Annotated in this window: 20 protein-coding genes; 6 read left to right on the top strand and 14 right to left on the bottom strand. The window is 65.7% G+C overall.

Annotated elements, in window-relative coordinates:
* Window positions 1-104: 104 nt before the first annotated feature.
* Window positions 105-779 (bottom strand): helix-turn-helix transcriptional regulator, encoded by a 675-nt coding sequence (locus AC13D8_RS16605; RefSeq protein ID WP_482969754.1) that lies wholly within the window; start codon window positions 777-779, stop codon window positions 105-107.
* A gap of 192 nt (window positions 780-971) precedes the next feature.
* Here AC13D8_RS16605 and AC13D8_RS16600 point away from each other — a divergent pair, with 192 nt between their 5' ends.
* Genes AC13D8_RS16600 through sucD form a run of 4 tightly spaced genes read left to right on the top strand, consistent with a single transcriptional unit; the run spans window position 972 to window position 5217 of the window.
* Entirely contained in the window at window positions 972-2177 is a 1206-nt protein-coding gene (locus AC13D8_RS16600; RefSeq protein ID WP_482969753.1) for a pyridoxal-phosphate-dependent aminotransferase family protein, read from the top strand.
* A 13-nt stretch (window positions 2178-2190) separates the two neighbouring features.
* Window positions 2191-3132: an HpcH/HpaI aldolase/citrate lyase family protein gene (locus tag AC13D8_RS16595; protein WP_482969752.1), complete on the top strand. Its 942-nt coding sequence runs from the start codon at window positions 2191-2193 to the stop codon at window positions 3130-3132.
* A 13-nt stretch (window positions 3133-3145) separates the two neighbouring features.
* Entirely contained in the window at window positions 3146-4336 is a 1191-nt protein-coding gene (locus AC13D8_RS16590) for a malate--CoA ligase subunit beta (RefSeq protein WP_104017043.1), read from the top strand.
* Window positions 4336-5217, top strand: coding sequence for a succinate--CoA ligase subunit alpha (gene sucD / locus AC13D8_RS16585; protein WP_129432057.1), 882 nt, complete (start codon window positions 4336-4338; stop codon window positions 5215-5217). The genes AC13D8_RS16590 and sucD overlap by 1 nt, the downstream gene beginning before the upstream one ends.
* Before the next feature lie 19 nt (window positions 5218-5236).
* Here the strand turns inward: sucD and arsJ are convergent, their stop codons facing one another.
* From arsJ to yajC, 12 genes are all read right to left on the bottom strand, one after another.
* The gene (gene arsJ / locus AC13D8_RS16580) at window positions 5237-6484 is read right to left on the bottom strand and encodes an organoarsenical effux MFS transporter ArsJ (protein WP_482969751.1); all 1248 of its coding nucleotides are present in this window, start codon (window positions 6482-6484) and stop codon (window positions 5237-5239) included.
* The gene (locus tag AC13D8_RS16575; RefSeq protein ID WP_482969750.1) at window positions 6481-7479 is read right to left on the bottom strand and encodes an ArsJ-associated glyceraldehyde-3-phosphate dehydrogenase; all 999 of its coding nucleotides are present in this window, start codon (window positions 7477-7479) and stop codon (window positions 6481-6483) included. Before AC13D8_RS16575 ends, arsJ begins: the two co-directional genes overlap by 4 nt.
* Window positions 7476-8315 (bottom strand): arsenate reductase/protein-tyrosine-phosphatase family protein, encoded by an 840-nt coding sequence (locus AC13D8_RS16570; RefSeq protein ID WP_482969749.1) that lies wholly within the window; start codon window positions 8313-8315, stop codon window positions 7476-7478. Before AC13D8_RS16570 ends, AC13D8_RS16575 begins: the two co-directional genes overlap by 4 nt.
* 86 nt (window positions 8316-8401) lie before the next feature.
* Complete coding sequence (locus tag AC13D8_RS16565) at window positions 8402-8941, bottom strand: DsbE family thiol:disulfide interchange protein (RefSeq protein ID WP_482969748.1); 540 nt, start codon at window positions 8939-8941, stop codon at window positions 8402-8404.
* Entirely contained in the window at window positions 8934-9092 is a 159-nt protein-coding gene (gene ccmD / locus AC13D8_RS16560) for a heme exporter protein CcmD (RefSeq protein ID WP_129432052.1), read from the bottom strand. The genes AC13D8_RS16565 and ccmD overlap by 8 nt, the downstream gene beginning before the upstream one ends.
* On the bottom strand, window positions 9089-9829 hold the full coding sequence (locus tag AC13D8_RS16555) for a heme ABC transporter permease (RefSeq protein WP_482969747.1): 741 nt from the start codon (window positions 9827-9829) through the stop codon (window positions 9089-9091). Before AC13D8_RS16555 ends, ccmD begins: the two co-directional genes overlap by 4 nt.
* Window positions 9830-9845: 16 nt before the next feature.
* Complete coding sequence (ccmB, locus tag AC13D8_RS16550; RefSeq protein WP_482969746.1) at window positions 9846-10502, bottom strand: heme exporter protein CcmB; 657 nt, start codon at window positions 10500-10502, stop codon at window positions 9846-9848.
* Window positions 10499-11116, bottom strand: coding sequence for a heme ABC exporter ATP-binding protein CcmA (ccmA, locus tag AC13D8_RS16545; protein ID WP_482969745.1), 618 nt, complete (start codon window positions 11114-11116; stop codon window positions 10499-10501). The genes ccmB and ccmA overlap by 4 nt, the downstream gene beginning before the upstream one ends.
* A 57-nt stretch (window positions 11117-11173) precedes the next feature.
* Window positions 11174-11527, bottom strand: coding sequence for an Mth938-like domain-containing protein (locus tag AC13D8_RS16540; protein ID WP_104017052.1), 354 nt, complete (start codon window positions 11525-11527; stop codon window positions 11174-11176).
* Between the two features lie 3 nt (window positions 11528-11530).
* On the bottom strand, window positions 11531-12292 hold the full coding sequence (locus AC13D8_RS16535) for a sulfite exporter TauE/SafE family protein (RefSeq protein ID WP_482969744.1): 762 nt from the start codon (window positions 12290-12292) through the stop codon (window positions 11531-11533).
* A complete protein-coding gene (secD, locus tag AC13D8_RS16530; RefSeq protein ID WP_482969743.1) occupies window positions 12285-14918 on the bottom strand; it encodes a protein translocase subunit SecD in 2634 nt (877 codons plus the stop codon). Before secD ends, AC13D8_RS16535 begins: the two co-directional genes overlap by 8 nt.
* A gap of 41 nt (window positions 14919-14959) precedes the next feature.
* A complete protein-coding gene (gene yajC / locus AC13D8_RS16525; RefSeq protein WP_104017054.1) occupies window positions 14960-15241 on the bottom strand; it encodes a preprotein translocase subunit YajC in 282 nt (93 codons plus the stop codon).
* A 203-nt stretch (window positions 15242-15444) separates the two neighbouring features.
* Here yajC and AC13D8_RS16520 point away from each other — a divergent pair, with 203 nt between their 5' ends.
* A complete protein-coding gene (locus AC13D8_RS16520; RefSeq protein ID WP_482969742.1) occupies window positions 15445-16761 on the top strand; it encodes a pentapeptide repeat-containing protein in 1317 nt (438 codons plus the stop codon).
* 72 nt (window positions 16762-16833) lie between these two features.
* The gene (gene serS, locus AC13D8_RS16515; protein ID WP_482969741.1) at window positions 16834-18126 is read left to right on the top strand and encodes a serine--tRNA ligase; all 1293 of its coding nucleotides are present in this window, start codon (window positions 16834-16836) and stop codon (window positions 18124-18126) included.
* Window positions 18127-18199: 73 nt separating this feature from the next.
* On the opposite strand, the gene AC13D8_RS16510 is transcribed toward serS, so the two are convergent.
* On the bottom strand, window positions 18200-18799 hold the full coding sequence (locus AC13D8_RS16510) for a MarR family winged helix-turn-helix transcriptional regulator (protein WP_482969740.1): 600 nt from the start codon (window positions 18797-18799) through the stop codon (window positions 18200-18202).
* Window positions 18800-18868 lie beyond the last annotated feature (69 nt).

The raw sequence follows: 18868 nt of genomic DNA, 5'->3' as shown, positions 1-18868 counted from the left end.
GGCCTGGAAGGGACGTCCAGCACAACGCTTGAGGAGCCGCGCCTTGGCACCAAAACCTGAATGGCAGCTCCAGGCCATGACCTGCCCGGACGCACGCCGCCCCGTCAGTAGTGCCCGGCCACGTATTTCGCGATGGCGCCGCCACGGGAATTGACCTCGAGCTTCTGGTAGATCGCCTTGAGGTAATATTTCACCGTGTTCTCGGACAGACCGAGCCGCGCGCTTATCTGGAAATTCGTGAGCCCGTCGGTGAGCAGGCCAAGTATCTCGTGCTCGCGGCGCGACAGGGTCTCGGCCCGTTCGCCGGTCAGGCGGCGCATCACGTCCACCGGCAGGATGCAATGCCCCTCCACCAGCCGCCCGAGTACCTTGGGCAGAGTGGTCAGGACCTGCCCCATCAGGCAGACCGAGTTGGCACCCGCCTTGACCGCCGTGCGGATGAAGGCGAATTCGCTCTCCTCGACCACCACCACCACGAGCACCGAGGCGTGATCGCGCCGCAGCATCTCGAGCACACGGCCGAGATCGGCGTCGGCGAGCCGCACGCCGAGGATCACGATGCAGGGACCGCGTCGCGCCGCCAGTGCCTTGCGCAGGCTCGCCTGATCGGTGGCGAACGGCCCGAGCTGCACCTGCGCCATCTGCGCCACGAGCGAGCCCAGCCCCTGACAGACAATAAGGTGCCTGTCCGCCACGATTACCTCGGGCAAACCATGTTCCGCGTCCTGAGCGGTCGCATCCACCATGTCGCGCATGGCCTCCTCCTCCTGATCCGCCATCAAAGACAAAGGAAATGCATGAAATCAAACGATTTTTTTGCATACAGACGTATGCCGCCCCTGCGGCGCCGGGTAGGGGCGCCCTACCCGGCGGAGCGAAACGCCCCCCTCTTGGCCGCGCTTTCCATGCGCGCGGGCGTTCCCGGGCAGCGCGCGGCCGGCGACAAGGGGCCAACCTGAGAGGAGGACCAAATGAACGGCAACACCCATCTATTCATCCCCGGCCCCACCAACGTCCCCGAGGAAGTGCGCCGCGCGATGAACCTGCCCATGGAGGACATGCGCGCGCCCGATTTCGGCGATTTCATCCTGCCGCTGCTCGCTGACCTGAAAAAGGTGTTTCGCACCGACACCGGTCGCGTCTTCGTCTTTCCCGGCTCGGGCACGGGCGCGTGGGAGGCCGCAATCACCAACACGCTGAACAGTGGCGACCGCGTGCTGATGTCGCGTTTCGGCCAGTTTTCAATGCTTTGGGTGGATATGGTCGAGCGGCTCGGCCTCGACGTCGAGGTGATCGACGTGGAGTGGGGCAAGGGCGTGCCCGTGGAGGATTACGCCGCGCGCCTCGCCGCCGACAAGGCGCATGAGATCAAGGCCGTCTTTGCCACCCATAACGAGACAGCCACCGGCGTGACGTCCAACGTCGCCGCCATCCGCACCGCGCTCGACGCCGCCGGGCACCCGGCGCTTTTGTTCGTGGACGGGGTGAGTTCCATCGGCTCTATCGAGTTCGAGATGGAGGCTTGGGGCGTCGATCTTGCCGTCGCGGGCTCGCAGAAGGGTTTTATGCTGCCCGCCGGCCTCGGCCTGCTCGCGGTCAGCGAAAAGGCTCTCGTCGCCCATGAGCGCGCCAAAATGCCGCGCTGCTATTTCAGCTTTTCGGACATGATCCGGCTGAATGACACCGGCTATTTCCCGTACACGCCCCCGACGCAGCTCCTGCGCGGCCTGCGCGTGTCGCTCGACATGCTGCTCGGGGCCGGGCTCGAATCGGTCTGGGAGCGGCATCATCGCCTCGCCTCGGGCGTGCGCGCCGCCGTAGCCGAATGGCAAGGCTGCCGCCTTGTGGCCGACGCGCCAGAATGGCATTCCGACACCGTGTCCGCGATCTACGCCCCCGAGGGCATCGACGCACGCCAGGTGATCGAGACCGCCTATCACAAGTATCAGACCTCGCTCGGCTCGGGCCTCGCCAAGCTTGCCGGTCGTGCCTTCCGCATCGGCCATCTCGGCTCACTCAACCCGGTGATGCTGTGCGGCGCGCTGTCGGCAGCGGAAATGGCGCTGCGCGACGCGGGGGCGGCCATCAGCCCCGGCCAGGGCGTCGCCGCCGCGCAAGAGGTGTTTCGCATGACGGCCCCGCCAGTACAGACCCGCAGCGCCGCGCGCGCCGCCTGAAAGGACAGATGACATGAGCTACACCCTTCACCCACTCAAGAAGCAGCGCCTGCAACGCTCGGAACTGGCCGTGCCCGGCTCCAACCCCTCGATGATCGAGAAGGCCGCGGACTCGGAGGTCGATTACATCTTCTTCGATCTCGAGGATGCCGTCGCCCCCCCCGACAAGGTGCAGGCCCGCGCCAACATCATCCAGGCGCTCAACGACATCGACTGGAAAGCCAGGGGCAAGACCGTCTCGATCCGCATCAACGGGCTCGACACGCATTACATGTATCGCGACGTGGTCGAGATTGTGGAACAGGCGGGTCAGCATCTCGACACGATCCTGGTGCCCAAGGTGGGCGTGCCTGCGGATCTCTACACGGTCGAGACGATGGTGAGCCAGATCGAGGAGGCGATGGGCTTCAGCCACCAGATCGGCCTCGAGGCACTGATCGAGACCGCCCTCGGCATGGCCAATGTCGAGGCCATCGCCGCGGCCCCCGGACGACTTGAGGCGCTGCATTTCGGCGTCGCCGACTATGCCGCCTCGAACCGCGCGCGCACCGTGGTGATCGGCGGGCTCAACCCCGATTACCCGGGCGACCAGTGGCATTTCGCGCTGAGCCGCATGACCGTGGCCTGCCGTGCCTACGGGCTGCGCGCCATCGACGGGCCGTTCGGCGATTTCTCCGACCCGGATGGCTATACCCTGTCGGCAAAACGCGCCGCCGCGCTGGGGATCGAGGGCAAATGGGCCATCCACCCCAGCCAGATCGCGCTGGCAAACGAGGTGTTCTCGCCCCCCGAGGCAGAGGTGACGCGGGCGCGCCGCATCATCGAGGAGTTGCGTAAGGCCGAGGCAGAAGGTCGCGGCGCCGCGAGCCTCGACGGCAAGATGATCGACGCGGCATCAGAGCGGATGGCCAACAATGTGCTGAGCGTGGCCGACGCCATCGCCGCCAAGGGATAAGGGAGGAAATCAAATGGATATCCACGAATTCCAGGCCAAGGACCTGCTGAGGCGCTTTGGCGTGCAGGTGCCGCGGGGCGGCATCGCCTACAGCCCCGAACAGGCCGTCTACCGCGCCTCGGAACTGTCGGGCGACAAGTGGGTGGTCAAGGCGCAAATCCATTCCGGTGCCCGCGGCAAGGCGGGCGGCGTGCGCATCTGCGAGTCGGAGAAAGAGATCAGCGAAGCGGCAAGCTGGATGCTGGGCCGGATGCTGGTCACGCACCAGACCGGCCCGCAAGGCAAGCTGGTGAGCCGCCTCTATGTCGAGGAAGCCACCGATATCGCGCAGGAAATCTATCTCGCCTTCGTGATGGACCGCAAGGAAGAGCGCGTGGTCGTCGTGGCATCGGCGCAGGGCGGCATGGAGATCGAGGAAATCTCGGCTGAGGAGCCCGAGTCGATCATCCGCTCGGTGGTCGATCCGGCGGTGGGAATGCAGGCGTTCCAGGCGCGCGAGATCGCGTTTTCGCTCGACCTCGACCCGCCGCTCATCCCGCAGGCGGTCAAGACCATCATCGGCTGTTACCGCATGATGGAAGAAACCGACGCCAACATGGTAGAGATCAACCCGCTGGTCGTCACCGGCGCGGGCGAGATCGTGGCGCTGGACGCCAAGGTGAGCTTTGACGACAACGCCCTTTTCCGCCGCCCCGAAATCTCGGAGCTGCGCGACAAGAGCCAGGAGGATTCGCGCGAGACCTTCGCCTCGGATCGCGGGCTGAACTATATCGGACTCGACGGCGAGATCGGCTGCATCGTCAACGGCGCGGGTCTCGCCATGGCGACACTCGACATGATCAAGATGGCCGGGGGAGAGCCCGCCAACTTTCTCGACGTGGGCGGTGGGGCAAGCCCCGAGCGCGTGCTCATGTCGTTCCAGGCGGTGCTGAACGATCCCAATGTCGAGGCGATCCTCGTCAACATCTTTGCGGGTATCAACCGCTGCGACTGGATCGCCGAGGGGGTTATCCGCGCGGTGCGCGAGCTGGAGCTGACCATGCCGCTGGTGGTGCGGCTGTCGGGCACCAATGTCGAGGAGGGCCGCCGCCTCATCGCCGAGAGCGGCTTGCCCATCCAGACCGCCGAGAGCCTCGCCGACGCCGCGGAAAAGGTGGTGGCGGCGTGGTCTGCTGCCCACAAATCGGAAAAGGGAGCCGCCTGATGGCCATTCTCATCGACACATCCAGCCGCGTGCTCGTCACCGGCCTGACCGGCCGCATCGGCAGCTTTCACGCCGCCGACATGATCAAGCACGGCACCAACGTCGTGGGCGGCGTGACCCCGGGCAAGGGCGGGACCAAGCATGACGGCCTGCCGGTTTTCAACACAGTCAAGGGCGCCGTGGCCGAGACCGGCGCGGATCTGGTGATCTGCTTCGTGCCGCCCCCGTTCGCCGCCGACGCGATCATGGAGGCGGCGGATGCGGGGATCAAGACCTGCGTCTGCATCGCCGACGGCATCCCGGCGCGCGACATGATCCGCGTGAAACGCTATATGCGCCGCTACAAGGCCGAGCGCCGGATGCGCCTGATCGGCCCCAACTGCGCCGGGATCATCACGCCCGGGCAGGCCTTTGCCGGGCTCATGCCGCCGCATATCTACATGCCGGGGCGCGTGGGTATTGTCGGGCGGTCAGGCACGCTCGGCTACGAGGCCGCGAGCCAGATGAAGGAGCACGGTATCGGCGTCTCGACCTCGGTCGGCATCGGCGGTGACCCGATCAACGGATCAAGCTTCCGCGATATCCTGGAGTTGTTCGAGAACGACCCCGAGACCGACGCCGTGGTGATGGTGGGCGAGATCGGCGGACCGCAGGAGGCCGAGGCCGCCGCCTATATCCGCGACCACATGACCAAGCCGGTTGCGGCCTACATTGCCGGTCTCTCGGCGCCCAAGGGGCGGCGCATGGGCCATGCCGGCGCCATCGTGTCGGCGTTTGGCGAATCGGCGCAGGAAAAGGTGGAAATCCTCGGCGATGCCGGCGTGACCATTGTACCTACGCCCTCGTCCTTCGGCGAGGTAGTGGCGAAGATGGTGGCCTGAACCTACGCGCGCCGGGGCCTCACCCGGCGCGCAACCGCCCCGCCGCGAACGCCGAGACAGCGATCATCGCGCTGGCCGTTCCCAGCATCAGTGGCAACCCGCCCGCCTGGTAGGTCAGCCCCGAGAGTACCGTGCCCAAGAGACGCCCACCGGCGTTGGCCATGTAGTAGAATCCCACATCCATCGTCACCCGTTCCGCCCGGCTGAAGGCGAGGATCAGGTAGGAATGGAGCGCGGAATTCACGGCAAAGACCGCGCCGAACGCCAGCAGCCCCGCCACCAGCGTGATCGTGAGCCATGTCTGCGGCCCACCCGCCAGCAGCGCCGCAACGGTCAGCGCCACCGGCACCGTGAACAAGGCCAAAGCCCAACCCCGCGCGGCGCGGATCATGTCGCCCTCGGGCCGGATGCCCGCGCGCATCAGGCTTGGTGCGCCCGCCTGCACCGCGCCGTAGAGGATGATCCACCCCGCCATGAAGCTGCCGATCATGAAGAACGCCGCGCGGTTCCCGGCGTCGGAGCCGTCCGACAGCACGCCGTAGAAATAGACGGGGATGCCCACTACGAACCACACGTCGCGCGCACCGAAGAGGAACACGCGCGCTACGCTCAGCCAGTTGACGTTGGCGGATTTCGAGAACACCTCGGAGAATTTCGCGCCCTTGCGCCCCGTGGGGAGGCCCGGCGGCATGGCGAGCGCCACGGCCACGAGGATCAGTGCCAGCACCCCCGCCATCGCCCAGACCGCGCCGTTGAAACCGATCCCGGCCAACAGCGCCGCACCCAGCAGAAAGCCCAGCCCCTTAACCGCGTTTTTCGATCCCGTCAGCGTCGCGACCCAGCGGAAGAGCCCGCCGTCTTGCGCTGGTGCGAGCAGCTTGACGGCGGATTTCGAGGACATCTTGGCCAGGTCCTTGGCCACTCCGCTCGCTCCTTGCACCACCATCACGTAGGCCACCGAAAGCGCGGCGGTCCAGCCCGGATCGAGCTGCGCCAGCGCGATGAGTGCCAGCACCTGCAATCCCAGCCCCGCGTAGAGCGTCGAGGTGAGGCCGAACCGTGCCGCAATCCAGCCTGCCGACAGGTTCGTCACCATCCCCGCGATCTCGTAGAGGACAAACAGGTAAGCCAGCTGCACCGGACTGAACCCGAGCGTGTGAAAGTGCAGCAGCACCAGCATCCGCAGCGCGCCATCGGTCAGCATGAAGGCCCAATAGGCCGCCGTGACGGCGATATAGGCCGAAAGGCCCTCGAGGCGTGGGCTCACAATGATGCTCCCACCATGCGCGCCACATCGACCAGCCGATGCGCATAACCCATCTCGTTGTCATACCAGACATACACCTTCACCTGCGTGCCGTTTACCACCATGGTGGAGGGCGCATCGACGATGCCGGAGCGGGTGTCGTTTGTGTAGTCGGCACTGACCAAGGGTCGCGTCTCATAGCCGAGAATCCCCGCGAGCGGCCCCTCAGCGGCGTATTTGAACAGGGCGTTCACCTCCTCCGCAGAGGTCTCCCGCTCCATCTCGAACACGCAATCGGTGATCGAGGCATTGAGCAGCGGCACGCGCACGGCGTGGCCGTTGAGACGGCCCTTGAGTTCCGGGTAGATCAGCGTGATCGCCGTGGCGCTGCCCGTGGTGGTGGGGATCAGTGAATTGAGCGCGGAGCGCGCGCGGCGCAGATCCTTGGCGGGGCGATCGACGATGGTCTGCGTGTTGGTCACGTCGTGGATCGTGGTGATCGAGCCGTGCTTGATGCCGATGGCCTCGTGCAGCACCTTGACGACGGGCGCGAGGCAATTGGTGGTGCAGCTTGCCGCCGTGACGATGGGGTGGCGGGCGGGATCGTAGACCTCGTGGTTGACGCCGTAGACGATATTGGCGGCGTCCCCGTCCTTGACCGGGGCAGAGACGACGAGTTTTTTAACGCCTGCCTCGAAGTAAGGGGCCAGTTTCGCCTCGGTCTTGTAGACGCCGGTGCAGTCGATCACCACGTCGACACCGTCGAGCGGCAGGGCGCCAAGGTCGCGCGTGCCGATGAACGGCAGGCGGATACCATCAATCGTGACGCCGCTCTCATCATGCGAAAACGCCGCGTCCCACCGCCCGTGCACCGTGTCGAACTCCAGAAGGTGCGCGTGCATCTCCGCATCGCCCACCGCGTCGTTGATCCACGCCACCTGCGCGCCACGCGCCAGCAGCGGCTTGAGGATCAGCTTGCCGATCCGGCCCAACCCGTTGATGGCGTAGACGGTCATGCTTCGGCCTCGTCCGCCTTGCGCCCGATGTCGTCCACCCGGGCCTGAAGGCTCACCTTGTCCAGCGAGTCGAAAGGCAGCGCCGCGAAGATCATGATCCGATTGCGCAGCGCGCCATAGGCGTGCTGGAAGGCGAGCGCTTTCTCCGCCTCGGTGCCCTCGGCCCTGACCGGGTCAGGTGTGCCCCAATGGGCGGTGACGGGTTGCCCTTCCCAGGCCGGGCACTCCTCGTTCGCGGCCCGGTCGCAAACGGTAAAGACGAAGTCCATCACCGGGGCGTTCGGCCCCGTGAATTCTGTTATGTTCTTGGCGCGCAGGTCAGAGATGTCGTGCCCCTTGGATTTCAGCACTTCCAGCGCGAAAGGATTGAGTTCGGAAAAGGGCCGAGTTCCAGCGGAATAGGCGTTGAACCGGTCGCCCGCGATCTCGCGCAGGATGGTTTCGGCAAAGATCGAGCGGGCAGAGTTGCCCACGCAGATGAAGAGCGCGTTGTATTTCCTGTCGGCCATGTCCGGGATTCCTTTACGGGTGGAGGCGGGGACGCAGATATCGGATCGCCCGCGGCAGCAGTCGTTGAGCAGGTAATCGAAGGTGCGGCGCACCTCGGTCATGTTGATGGAATATCTGAGGGAAGTGGCGTGACGCTCTTGGGTGACCAGCCCGGCGCGCAGCAGCGCATTCAGGTAGGCCGAGAGGGTCGAGGGCTTGAGCGCGAGTGCGTCGGCCAACTCGCCCGCCGACACGCGATCAGGATAGCGCCGCATGAGCAGCCGGAAAAGAACGAGCCGTTGCGGATGTCCGAGCGTGGAAAGGCGGGTGGCAACTTCTTTTTCCATATTTCACGAATATGCAAAATATAGGAGATGTGGCAAGGCCCACGGCTTGCTGTCACCAAAACTTCACGAAAGACCCTGAGGCGGCGCTAGCGCTCGCGCGCCGCCTCGATCGCCGGGCGGATGGTATTCTCCAGTACCCGGTCGGTGATCGGCCCGGCAAAGCGCTGCACGATCTCGCCCTGCCCGTCGATCACGTAGGTCTCGGGCACGCCGTAGACTCCCCACTCGAGCGCCATGCGACCGGACGCGTCCGCGCCGATACCGGTATAGGGGTCGCCCAGCTCTTCGAGGAAGCCCAGCGCGTTGCCGGGCTTGTCCTTGTAGTTGACGCCGTAGACGGGGATACCATCGGCGGCGAGCTGCATCAGGTTTGGGTGCTCCACCCGGCAGGGCGCGCACCAGCTTGCCCAGTAGTTGACGAGGCTGACCTCGCCCGCGCGCAGGTCGGCGTCCCCAAAGCCCGGCTTGTTGCCGAGCGGAGTGGTCTCAACCGCCGGGGCCTGCTGGCCCGCCAGCGCCGAGGGGAGTGCATCGGGATTCTCGCGATAAAGTCCGATGAACGCCAGCCCCGCGAAGGCAGCAAACACAACCAGCGGCGCAACCATGAGGGGCGAAAGCCTAGCCATCGGTTCTTCTCCGCTTCTCTATTTCTTCCAAAGCCCGCTTGACGCGTGCCGAGCGCCGCAGGCTGGTCCAGACGATCACGGCCAGAAGTGCCAGCGACACCCCGTAAGACGACAACACTGCACCCGCGTATTTGCCCAGTTCGGGGATCATGCCTGCATCCTTTCACGTGCCTCGAGCGCGCGCGTCCGCCTTGCCCTGATCTCGGTGCGCGTGCGCACCAGCACAAGCGCGACAAACAGAAGCACAAAGCCCGCCATCGTCACCAGCAGCGGATACCAGAACACGTCGGCCACGTTCTCCTCCTTGTCGAGGCTGAGCGACGCACCTTGGTGCAGACCCTGATTCCAGAAATTCACCGCATAGCGACTCAAGAGCGCGAAGACAGAACCGACAAGGCACAGGATCGAGGTGAGGTCCGCAGCGGTGTCGTCGTTCTCGATCGCCTCCCACAGCGCGATATACCCCAGATAGAACAGGAACAGGATCAAAAAACTCGTGAGCCGCGGGTCCCATGCCCACCACGTGCCCCACATCGGCTGTCCCCAGAGCGCGCCGGTCGCGAGCGCGATGAGCGTCATCACCATGCCCACCGGAGCGGCGGCGCGCGCGGCGAGCGCGCTCACATGGTGGCGGCGCACGATCCAGATTAGCGACGTGACCAGCATCATCAGCCACGCGTTGATCGCCATCAGCGCAGCGGGAACATGCAGGTAGATGATCTTGACCGTCGAGCCCTGCCGGTAATCCTCGGGTGTGAAGAAGAAGCCCCAGACCAACCCCGCCGCCAGCAGGAGCGCCGCCGACCACGCCACGAAAGGCAGGACGCGGTCGGTGGTCTCGATGAACTTCTTCGGATTGGCGTATTCCCAAAGGGCATTCAGATTCATGGGCTGTATCCGTCCGTCATCGCAGGTTGACCTTCAATACCGCAGCGGAGGCGAAAGGCAAAAGCGCGATCGTCCCGCAGGTGATCCCCGCCAGAAGCGCCAGCGGCGTGGTCACGGCGAGCCCCTCGGCCCCGCGCCGCGCCACCTCGGCACCGAATATCAATGTGGGCACGTAGAGCGGCAACACAAGCAGGCTGAGGAGCAATCCGCCGCGTTTCAGCCCCACGGTGAGCGCCGCGCCAAAGGTGCCGATCACGCTGAGCGCGGGGGTGCCCAGCACCAGCGACAGCACCAGCCAGCCAAAGCCCGGCCCCGGCAGATTGAGCAGCACGCCCAGCAGGGGCGCGGCCAGCACCAGGGGCAGGCCGGTGGTGAGCCAGTGCGCGAAAGCCTTGACCACCACGATCCCCTCCATCGGCAGGGGCGAGGTGGCCAGCAGATCGAGGCTGCCATCTTCGTGATCGAGGGCAAAGATGCGGTCGAGCGACAGCAGGCAGGCAAGCAGCGCGCCCAGCCACAGCATTCCCGGCGCGATCCGCGACAGAAGGGCGCTCTGTGGTCCGACGCCGAAGGGCACCAGCACCACGACGATCAGAAAGAACGCCAGCCCGAGGCCAAAGCCGCCGCCAGCGCGCACCGCGAGCCGCATGTCGCGAGTGAGAAGCGCGATCACAGGAACACCCCGTCGAAATCCTCCACCGCCAGCGGCGCGGCACGATAGGGTGCGAGATCGAGGATGCGCGCCTCCGACAGCCGCAGGTCGATATGCGTGGCGATGAGCGCCGCACCGCCCGCGGCGAGATGGGCACGCACCGCGCCCGCGAACATCGCAACCGCGTCCGTGTCGAGCGACACGGTCGGCTCGTCCAGGAGCCAGACGGACCGCCCGGTGACCAACAGCCGCGCAAGGCCCAACCGCCGCTTTTGCCCAGCCGACAGCGCGCCGGCCTGCCGGTTCGCCAGTGGACCAAGGCGAAACGTCTCCAGCGCCCGGGAAATGTCCTTTGTACCAAAGACCTGCGCCCAGAAGTGCAGGTTCTCCACCACGGTGAGCGCCGCCTTTATCCCGTCGGCGTGCCCGGCATAGACGAGGCTCTCGGGCGCGGCCTCGACCTCGCCGCCAAGGGCGGGCTGAAGCCCCGCCACCGTGCGCAGGAGGGTGGTCTTGCCGATGCCGTTGGGTCCGCGCAGGACCAGCGCCTCACCGGGGCCGAGCGCGAGGCTCACCCCTTCCAGCACCGGCACTCCGCCGCGGGCGACGCCCATATCCGTGACACGTAACACCATGCGCTCTGCCTAGCCGAAAGCCGCAGGCGCGGAAAGCGCCAAAGCCTGCGCGCGATGTCACACCGGTAGCGCCGCAAGCGCCACCCGGCGACCCTCGGACAGGAGCACGTTGTAGGTGCGGCAGGCGGCGGGCGAATTCATCGCCTCGACCCCCAGCCCGGCCTCGTGCAGCCGGTCGCGCAGGTCGGCGGGGGCGTGCGCCGTCTCGGCCCCGGTGCCGATGAACACCACGTCCACCTCGCCCGCCAACGCCAGGAGCGGTGCGGGGTCGTCAAAGCCCCGCCACCCGCGCGCCGACGCCGCGGTCACCAGCACCGCGCCTTCGATCACCTGCCCGGCCACGCGGAAAAAGCCGGGGCCGTAGCCGTCCACCGGCGTGGCCTCTGCAAAGGTGATCTCGGTCATGCGCATGGCTCAGGCTCCGTTGCTCCAGATCGGCAGACCGCTCAGCACCGCGAGCGCGATCACGGCGTAGGCCACCCAACGGTAGAGCCGCTCGTGGCGCGGGTCAAACAGCGCCTGCCCGATGAGCGAGGTGGTGACATAAGGAATTGCCAGTACCAGTGCCAGCGCCACAAGCGCCCAGTCCACCACGCCCTTCGCCAGCAGGTTGGCCACGATCACCACGTCGAGCGCAGCGAGGAACAGGATGGTGTTGGCGCGCACCGCCTGCGCCACCGATTGCCCGGCGAGGTAAAACAGGATCACCGCCGGCCCGGTCAGCCCCGTCAGCCCGCCGATACCCCCCGCCGCCGCGCCGATGCCAGCCAGTTGCGGGCGACTCACCCTCCCCGAAAAGCGCCAGCCCGATACCAGCGCCGCCAGCGTCACCGTGGCGATCACGGCCACGCACCAGCGGATCAGTTCCGGGTCGATCCGGGCCATCAGCCACAGGCCCAAGGGTACCGTCAGCAGTGCAGCGAAGGCCAGCAGCCCCACCTCGCGCCGATCCGCCTGCCCCCACGCACGCGGCAGGAGCGCCGATGAACTGACGATGCCGGTCAGCATCATCACGCCCACGATCACCTGCGGTGCAAGGAATATCCCGGCGACAGGGACAAAGATCAGCGCCGTGCCGAACCCCGAGAAGCCGCGCACGATACCGGCCACCCCGATCGCCAGCATCAGCCAGGGCAACCCCGGAGTCGCCAGGGCCGCTACGAATGGATCAGGCATCCACATTGGCAAATTGCGTGCCGGCGGTGGCATCCGGTTTCGACCAGTCGCGCTTCACCCCCAGCCACATCAGGATCGTCGAGGCGACGAAGATCGACGAATAGGTGCCCACGACCACGCCCCAGATCATCGCAAAGACAAAGCCCCGGATCACGTCACCGCCGAGGAAATACAGCGCGAAGAGCGCCAGCAGCGTGGTGACCGAGGTCATCATCGTGCGGCTCAGCGTCTCATTGATCGAGATGTTGAGCACCTCGCGGAGCGGCTTTTGCTTGTATTTGCGCAGGTTCTCGCGCACGCGGTCGAACACCACCACAGTGTCGTTGAGCGAGTAGCCGACGATGGTCAATAGCGCCGCGATGATCGCCAGATCGAACTGGATCTGCAACTCCGAGAACACGCCCACTGTAAGCGCCACGTCGTGCACCAGTGCCAGCACCGCGCCAACGGCGAATTGCCACTCGAAGCGCAGCCAGATGTAGAACAGCACCGCCGCGATGGCGAGCGCCACGGCGATCACCGCCGCCTGGATCAGTTCGCCCGAGACCTTGGGCCCGACGCTCTCGACCGAGGTGAACTGGATATCGGGCACCTGAGCCCGCAAGGCCTGCTCCACCGCCGAGATCACCTCCGGCGAGACACTCTCGGTTTCGTCCTGCGCCTGGATACGGATCATCGCCACGTTCTCGTCGGGGCCGAAGGTCGGGTCGAACACCTGCGTGATACTCACATCCCCCAGTCCCAGATCGCCCACCGCATCGCGGTACTGACCGACGTCCACCGGCTCGGCGCTCTGCGTGCGGATCGTCGTGCCGCCCTTGAAATCAATACCGAAATTCAACCCCTGTATCGCAAAGGAGCCGAGTGCCACGAGGATCATCACGCCCGAAATCCCCAGCCACAGCTTCCACCGACCGAAGAAGTCGATCGCGGTCTCCTGCGGCACGAGACGCAGCGCGCGACCTTGCAAGACGGTCTTGGGGCGCTTGCGCTCGAACCACATGATGGCAATCAGTCGGGTCACGAAAATCGCGGTGAAGATCGAGGTGATGATGCCCAACCCCAGCGTGATGGCAAAGCCCCGTACCGGGCCCGAGCCCATCGCGTAGAGGATCACGGCGGTGATGAAGGTGGTGATGTTGGCGTCCACGATGGCGCTCATCGCCTTTTCGTAGCCCAGCTCAATCGCCCGGGCGGCGCCCTTGGCGGTTTTCATCTCCTCCTTGATGCGCTCAAAGACCAGCACGTTGGCATCCACCGCCATGCCGATGGTCAACACGATGCCCGCGATCCCCGGCAGTGTCAGCGTGGCCCCGATGAGGCTCAGCAGACCGAAGATCAGGCCGACGTTGACGATGAGCGCGATATTGGCGAACAGCCCGAAAATCCGATACGAAGCCAGCATGTAGGCCAGCACCAGCGCGAAGGCCACGATACAGGCGATCTTGCCGGCCTCGATGCTGTCGGCTCCCAGTTCCGGCCCGACGGTGCGCTCTTCGAGGAATTCGAGCCCCGCAGGCAGCGCGCCTGCGCGTAACAGCACGGCAAGCTGCGTGCTGTCCTCGACGGTGAAATTGCCAGTGATGATGCCAGAGCCGCCGGGGATGTGGCTCTGGATCACGGGTGCCGAGATTACCTCGCCATCGAGCACGATGGCAAAGGGATTGCCAACATTCTCCGCGGTATACTCGCCGAATTTGCGCGCGCCGGTGGGGTTGAAACGGAACGAGACAGCCGGCTGCCCGTTCTGGTCGAAATCGGGCTGGGCATCGACCAGCTCCTCACCGGTGACGACCGGCGCGCGCTCGAGGATGTAGTGGACCCCCTCGTCGTCCATCGCCGGCAGGATCTCGTTGCCCGGGCCCGGGGTCTCGTCAGGGTTGGAGGTGCGGCTCACCACCGGCTGAAAGGTCAGTTGAGCGGTGGTGCCGATGAGCGCCTTGAGCTCACCCGCCGAGCCGATGCCCGGCACCTGGATGAGGATGCGATCCGCGCCCTGGCGCATGATGGTTGGCTCGCGGGTACCGGTCTCGTCGATGCGGCGGCGGATGATCTCGAGCGCCTGTCGCACGGTGCGCTCGTCGGTGGCGCGCTGCTCGGCCTCGCTCAGGCGCACGATGATATCGGCGCCTTCGCTCGCCACCGCGATGTCGGTGGCCCCGGCGCCGGTCAGGCTGGTGACCGGGCGCGCGAGCCCGCGAACCAGCGCCGCGGCCTCTTCGGCCATCTCCGGCTTCTCGACCATTCGCACACGAAGTTGTGCATTTTCAGTGTCTTGCAGGCGGATCGCGCCCACCCGATCACGCTCTTCTCGCAACAGGTCGCGCACCTCGGGCCACATGCCCTCCAGCCGCGCCTTGTAGACATCGCCTACCTGCACCTCGGCCAGCAGATGCGCGCCGCCGCGCAAATCGAGCCCGAGATTGACGAGGCCCGAGGGCAGCCACTCGGGCCAGAGGGCCAATTCGTCCTGCAATTCCGAGGGGTTGGCGCCCCGCTCGATGGCGGCGGCGGCGTCGTTATGGGTCTCGACCCGGGAGTAGAATCCATTGGGCAGGGCCAGCAGCAGCCCGAGCGCGACAGTGCCCCAGATCAGGAGGCGTTTCCACAGGTCGATTTGCAGCATTGTCGCGCCTTTTCAATGGCTTGCGTGGTCGGTGGCGGCCTTTAGCCCTCGGCCGGCTCGGTCTTGGACAGCACCTGCGCGATGGTCGAGCGCACGACCCGCACCTTGACGCCCTCTGCAAGCTCTACCTCGATCTCGCCCTCGTCCTTGACCTTGGCCACCTTGCCGATCAGCCCGCCTTGGGTCACCACCTGGTCGCCACGCCGCAGCGCCTCGACCATCGCCTTGTGTTCCTTGAGTTTTTTCTGCTGCGGACGGATCAGCAGGAAATACATGATGACGAAGATCAGAATAAGCGGGACGAATTGCGCGAAGGCTTCCATGGGGTGCGTTCCTTGTCTGATGGCAGGGCCCGGCCCCGCGAATTGACGCGGAACCTAAGGTTCGGGCCGCGCATTTGCAAGGCGCGAAAGCCGGGGCTGCACAGCGTCGGTATTACGTCGGTATTCCGTCGGGGCGCGGGCGGGCTTGGGCTTTGCGCGTTTCGCGGGTAGGTTGCGGTCATGACCCGCGAAATGCAGACCCCGTGAGCGCGCCCGAGAAGCCCGATATCCCCGGCTGGTTCGGCCTGCGCCAGCCATGGGTCCTGACCGTCGCACGCCCGCTCGGCCCACTCCTGTCCGGGGTCGTGATCCTTCTCTTTGCCTTGGCGGTCGCGGCAGCGGGGGCAATCCTGCTCCACGCGATCTTCGACCTCGGACTGGGGACGCCGCGCACGGGCTTCGGCACCGGGGCGGTGATCGTCGCCCTGCTTGGCGCGCCCTTCGTGATCTGGCGCGCGGTGGTGGCGCAGAGGCAGGCAGACATCGCGCAGGAGGGCCTGATCACTGACAGGATCAACACGGCGGTGCAGGGGCTGGGGGCGGAGAAAGAGGTAAACCGACTGGGCCGGAACCGAACATACATAAACGGCCTCGTTCGCGAGACCGCCTTCGAATGGAAGGACGAAGGGTTTGAGCTTCCAGAAGGCGCGGTAATTCCCAAAGACCTCGAGAAGCAGCCGGTCGAGAAGTGGGAAAACATCACCCTGACCGAACCCAACCTCGAAGTCCGCATCGGGGCGATCTACGCGCTGGAGCGGGTCGCCAAGAAGAGCGCCGAGGACCATGTGCAGATCATGGAAATCCTCTGCGCCTATATCCGGCAGAATGCGCCGGCAAACTTACAAACGGAAGTTGGTGACCAAGAAAAGACACGCGCCGACGTACAAATAGCGATCGAAGTCATTGGGAGGAGAAGCGAAGAACAGATTGCGACTGAGTTGAATAGGACACACCGATCAACGAGCGACGCACCATTTCGTATTGATCTAAGAGACGTCCGTCTCCCGCGCTCGGACCTTTCGGTGCTTCGGTTGGACAAAGCACTTTTCCAAAGAACTCAATTAGCACATTCCCTCTTTGCAAAGTCATGGATGACAAAGGCAATATTCACCGGGGCATGTTTGAGAAACTGCAACTTCACCGAGGCAGACCTTCGAGGCGCATTGCTACACGGTGCAGACCTCCGCGGCATGCTGTTTCAGGGAGCCCAACTACAGGGGGCAAGCCTTCGTAACGTTCAACTTGATACCGACACAAATCTCTCGGGAACCCATTTTGACAATGCCGCGATCCGAGACGTGGATTGTACCGACCTGACACAGCTTTCCGTACATCTGAACAAGATGTTCGGAGATGCTTCAGTCACACTCCCCGGCGGGCATGGACCAGAGCATGAAGACTGGCCGGACCACTGGCCACGGCATGCGCTTGGACCCGAAGAGTTTAATGAAGAATGGCGCAAGTGGCAGGCCGATCCCGAGGGCTATACCCCGCCCGACCCACCGGATACAGCGCGGTAAACCCCGCCCTACACCTCGCCAAAAATCTGGTGCATAAGCGCGCGAGAGACGATTCACGCGAGGGACCATTCCATGCACGACATCCGCGCCATCCGCGACAATCCCGACGCCTTTGACGTGGCGATGGCCCAGCGGGGGATGGAGGGGGTCGCAGGCGATATCCTCGCGCTCGACGAAGCGCGGCGCGCGCGCATCCATGCCGCCGAGACCGCGCAGGCGGAACAGAACCGGGCCTCGAAAGAGGTCGGCGCCGCCAAGGCCAAGGGCGACGAGGCGGAGTTCGAGCGGCTGCGCGCGCTGGTCTCGCAGAAGAAGGCCGAGGTGGCGGCCATGCAGACGCAGGCGCGCGACCTCGATCAGCAACTGACCGAGGCGCTCATGGGCCTGCCCAACCTGCCCCTTGACGATGTGCCCGAGGGCGCGGACGAGGCCGACAATGTCGAGCTTTACCGCCGTGGCACGCCGCCCGCGTTCGACTTTGCCCCCAAGGAGCATTACGAGATCGCGGGCGTCATTCCGGGCATGGATTTCGAGACGGCGGCCAAGCTCTCTGGCAGCCGCTTCGTGGTGCTCAGGGGGGCGGTCGCGCGGCTCCACCGGGCGCTGGCGCAATTCATGCTCGACACCCACATCACCGAGAACGGCCTCGCCGAGACCTGGACGCCGGTGCTGGTGCGCGACGAGATGATGCGCGGCACCGGGCAGTTGCCGAAATTCGGCGAGGACAGCTACCAGACCACCAATGGCTGGTGGCTGGTGCCCACGGCGGAGGTGACGCTGACCAATCTCGTGCATGGCGACACGGTGGAGGCGGCCACCCTGCCGCGCCGCTATGTCGCCCACACCCAGTGTTTTCGCTCGGAAGCGGGCAGCGCGGGGCGCGACACGGCGGGAATGCTGCGCCAGCACCAGTTCGAGAAGGTCGAGATGGTGTCGATCACCCACCCGGGTGAGAGCCGTGCCGAGCTCGACCGGATGACGGCCTGCGCGGAAGGAATCCTCGACCGGCTGGGGCTGGCCTATCGCACCGTGGTGCTGTGCACCGGCGACATGGGGTTCGGCGCGCGGCGCACCCACGATATCGAGGTGTGGCTGCCGGGACAGGACAATTATCGCGAGATTTCCTCGGTCTCGGTCTGCGGGGATTTCCAGGCGCGGCGGATGAACGCGCGGTTTCGCCCCGAGGGCGGCGGCAAGCCGGATTACGTTCACACGCTCAACGGCTCTGGCCTCGCGGTGGGGCGCTGCCTGATCGCGGTGCTGGAGAACGGGCAGCAGGCGGACGGCTCGGTGGTGTTGCCGGAGGTGCTGGTGCCGTATCTGGGGGGCAAGCGCGTGCTGACGCCCGAGGGCACGCTGGCCTGAGCTTCATCTTGCCCAAAATATTCTCGGGGGGAGGCGCCCGGCACGGGCGACTGGGGGCAGACAGCCCCCTGCCCTATTCCGCCGCCTCGCGCGGGCTGAACCGGGTGCAGAGCTGGCCGATCTCGAAGGGTGCGAGGCTCATCGCGACGCAGGCGCAATAGCCGCCATCGCCGCGCGATTCGTAGTGGTCGCAGCGGCCGCAGGTGCCCACGCAGGCGCCGCCGCGCGCGCCCGCGAGCTGTGCTGACAGTTCGGGCAGGATGCGCGCCAGCGCCGCGCGGTCGGCCTGCGGCAAATGGTTGATCGCTGCCATCAGGTGCCGCAGCGGATCGGCGGCGAGCATCTCCTGCCCCTCTGCCGTCACCTCGAAGTGCACGCTGCGTCCGTCGCTCTCGGACCGGCGGCGCGCCAGCAGGCCGCGCGTCTCCAGCGTCTTGATCGTCTGCGAGGCGGTGCCCCGTGTCGTCGCCTGGAAACTGGCGAAGGCCGAGGGCGTGCGCGAGGCGCGGTTGGCGCGCGCGAAGAAACGCAGCGCCGTCCATTGCGCGGCGGTGAGGCGCGCGGGGCCGCCCTCTTCGCCGCGCGCCGAGCGCCCGACATGCACGAGCAGTTCGGCCAGCGTGGCGGGCGCGGCCTCGGCGGGGTCGGCTTGGGGGGCCTCGGATCGGCTCATGGCAGAGTAATAGCGAGTCGAAACCGGTTTGACCAGAGGCGCGCGGAGGGATAGTTTCGATTCGAAACC

The sequence above is a fragment of the Roseovarius sp. B-10 genome (assembly GCF_056859295.1).
This window is presented reverse-complemented; position numbering and strand designations above follow the sequence as displayed.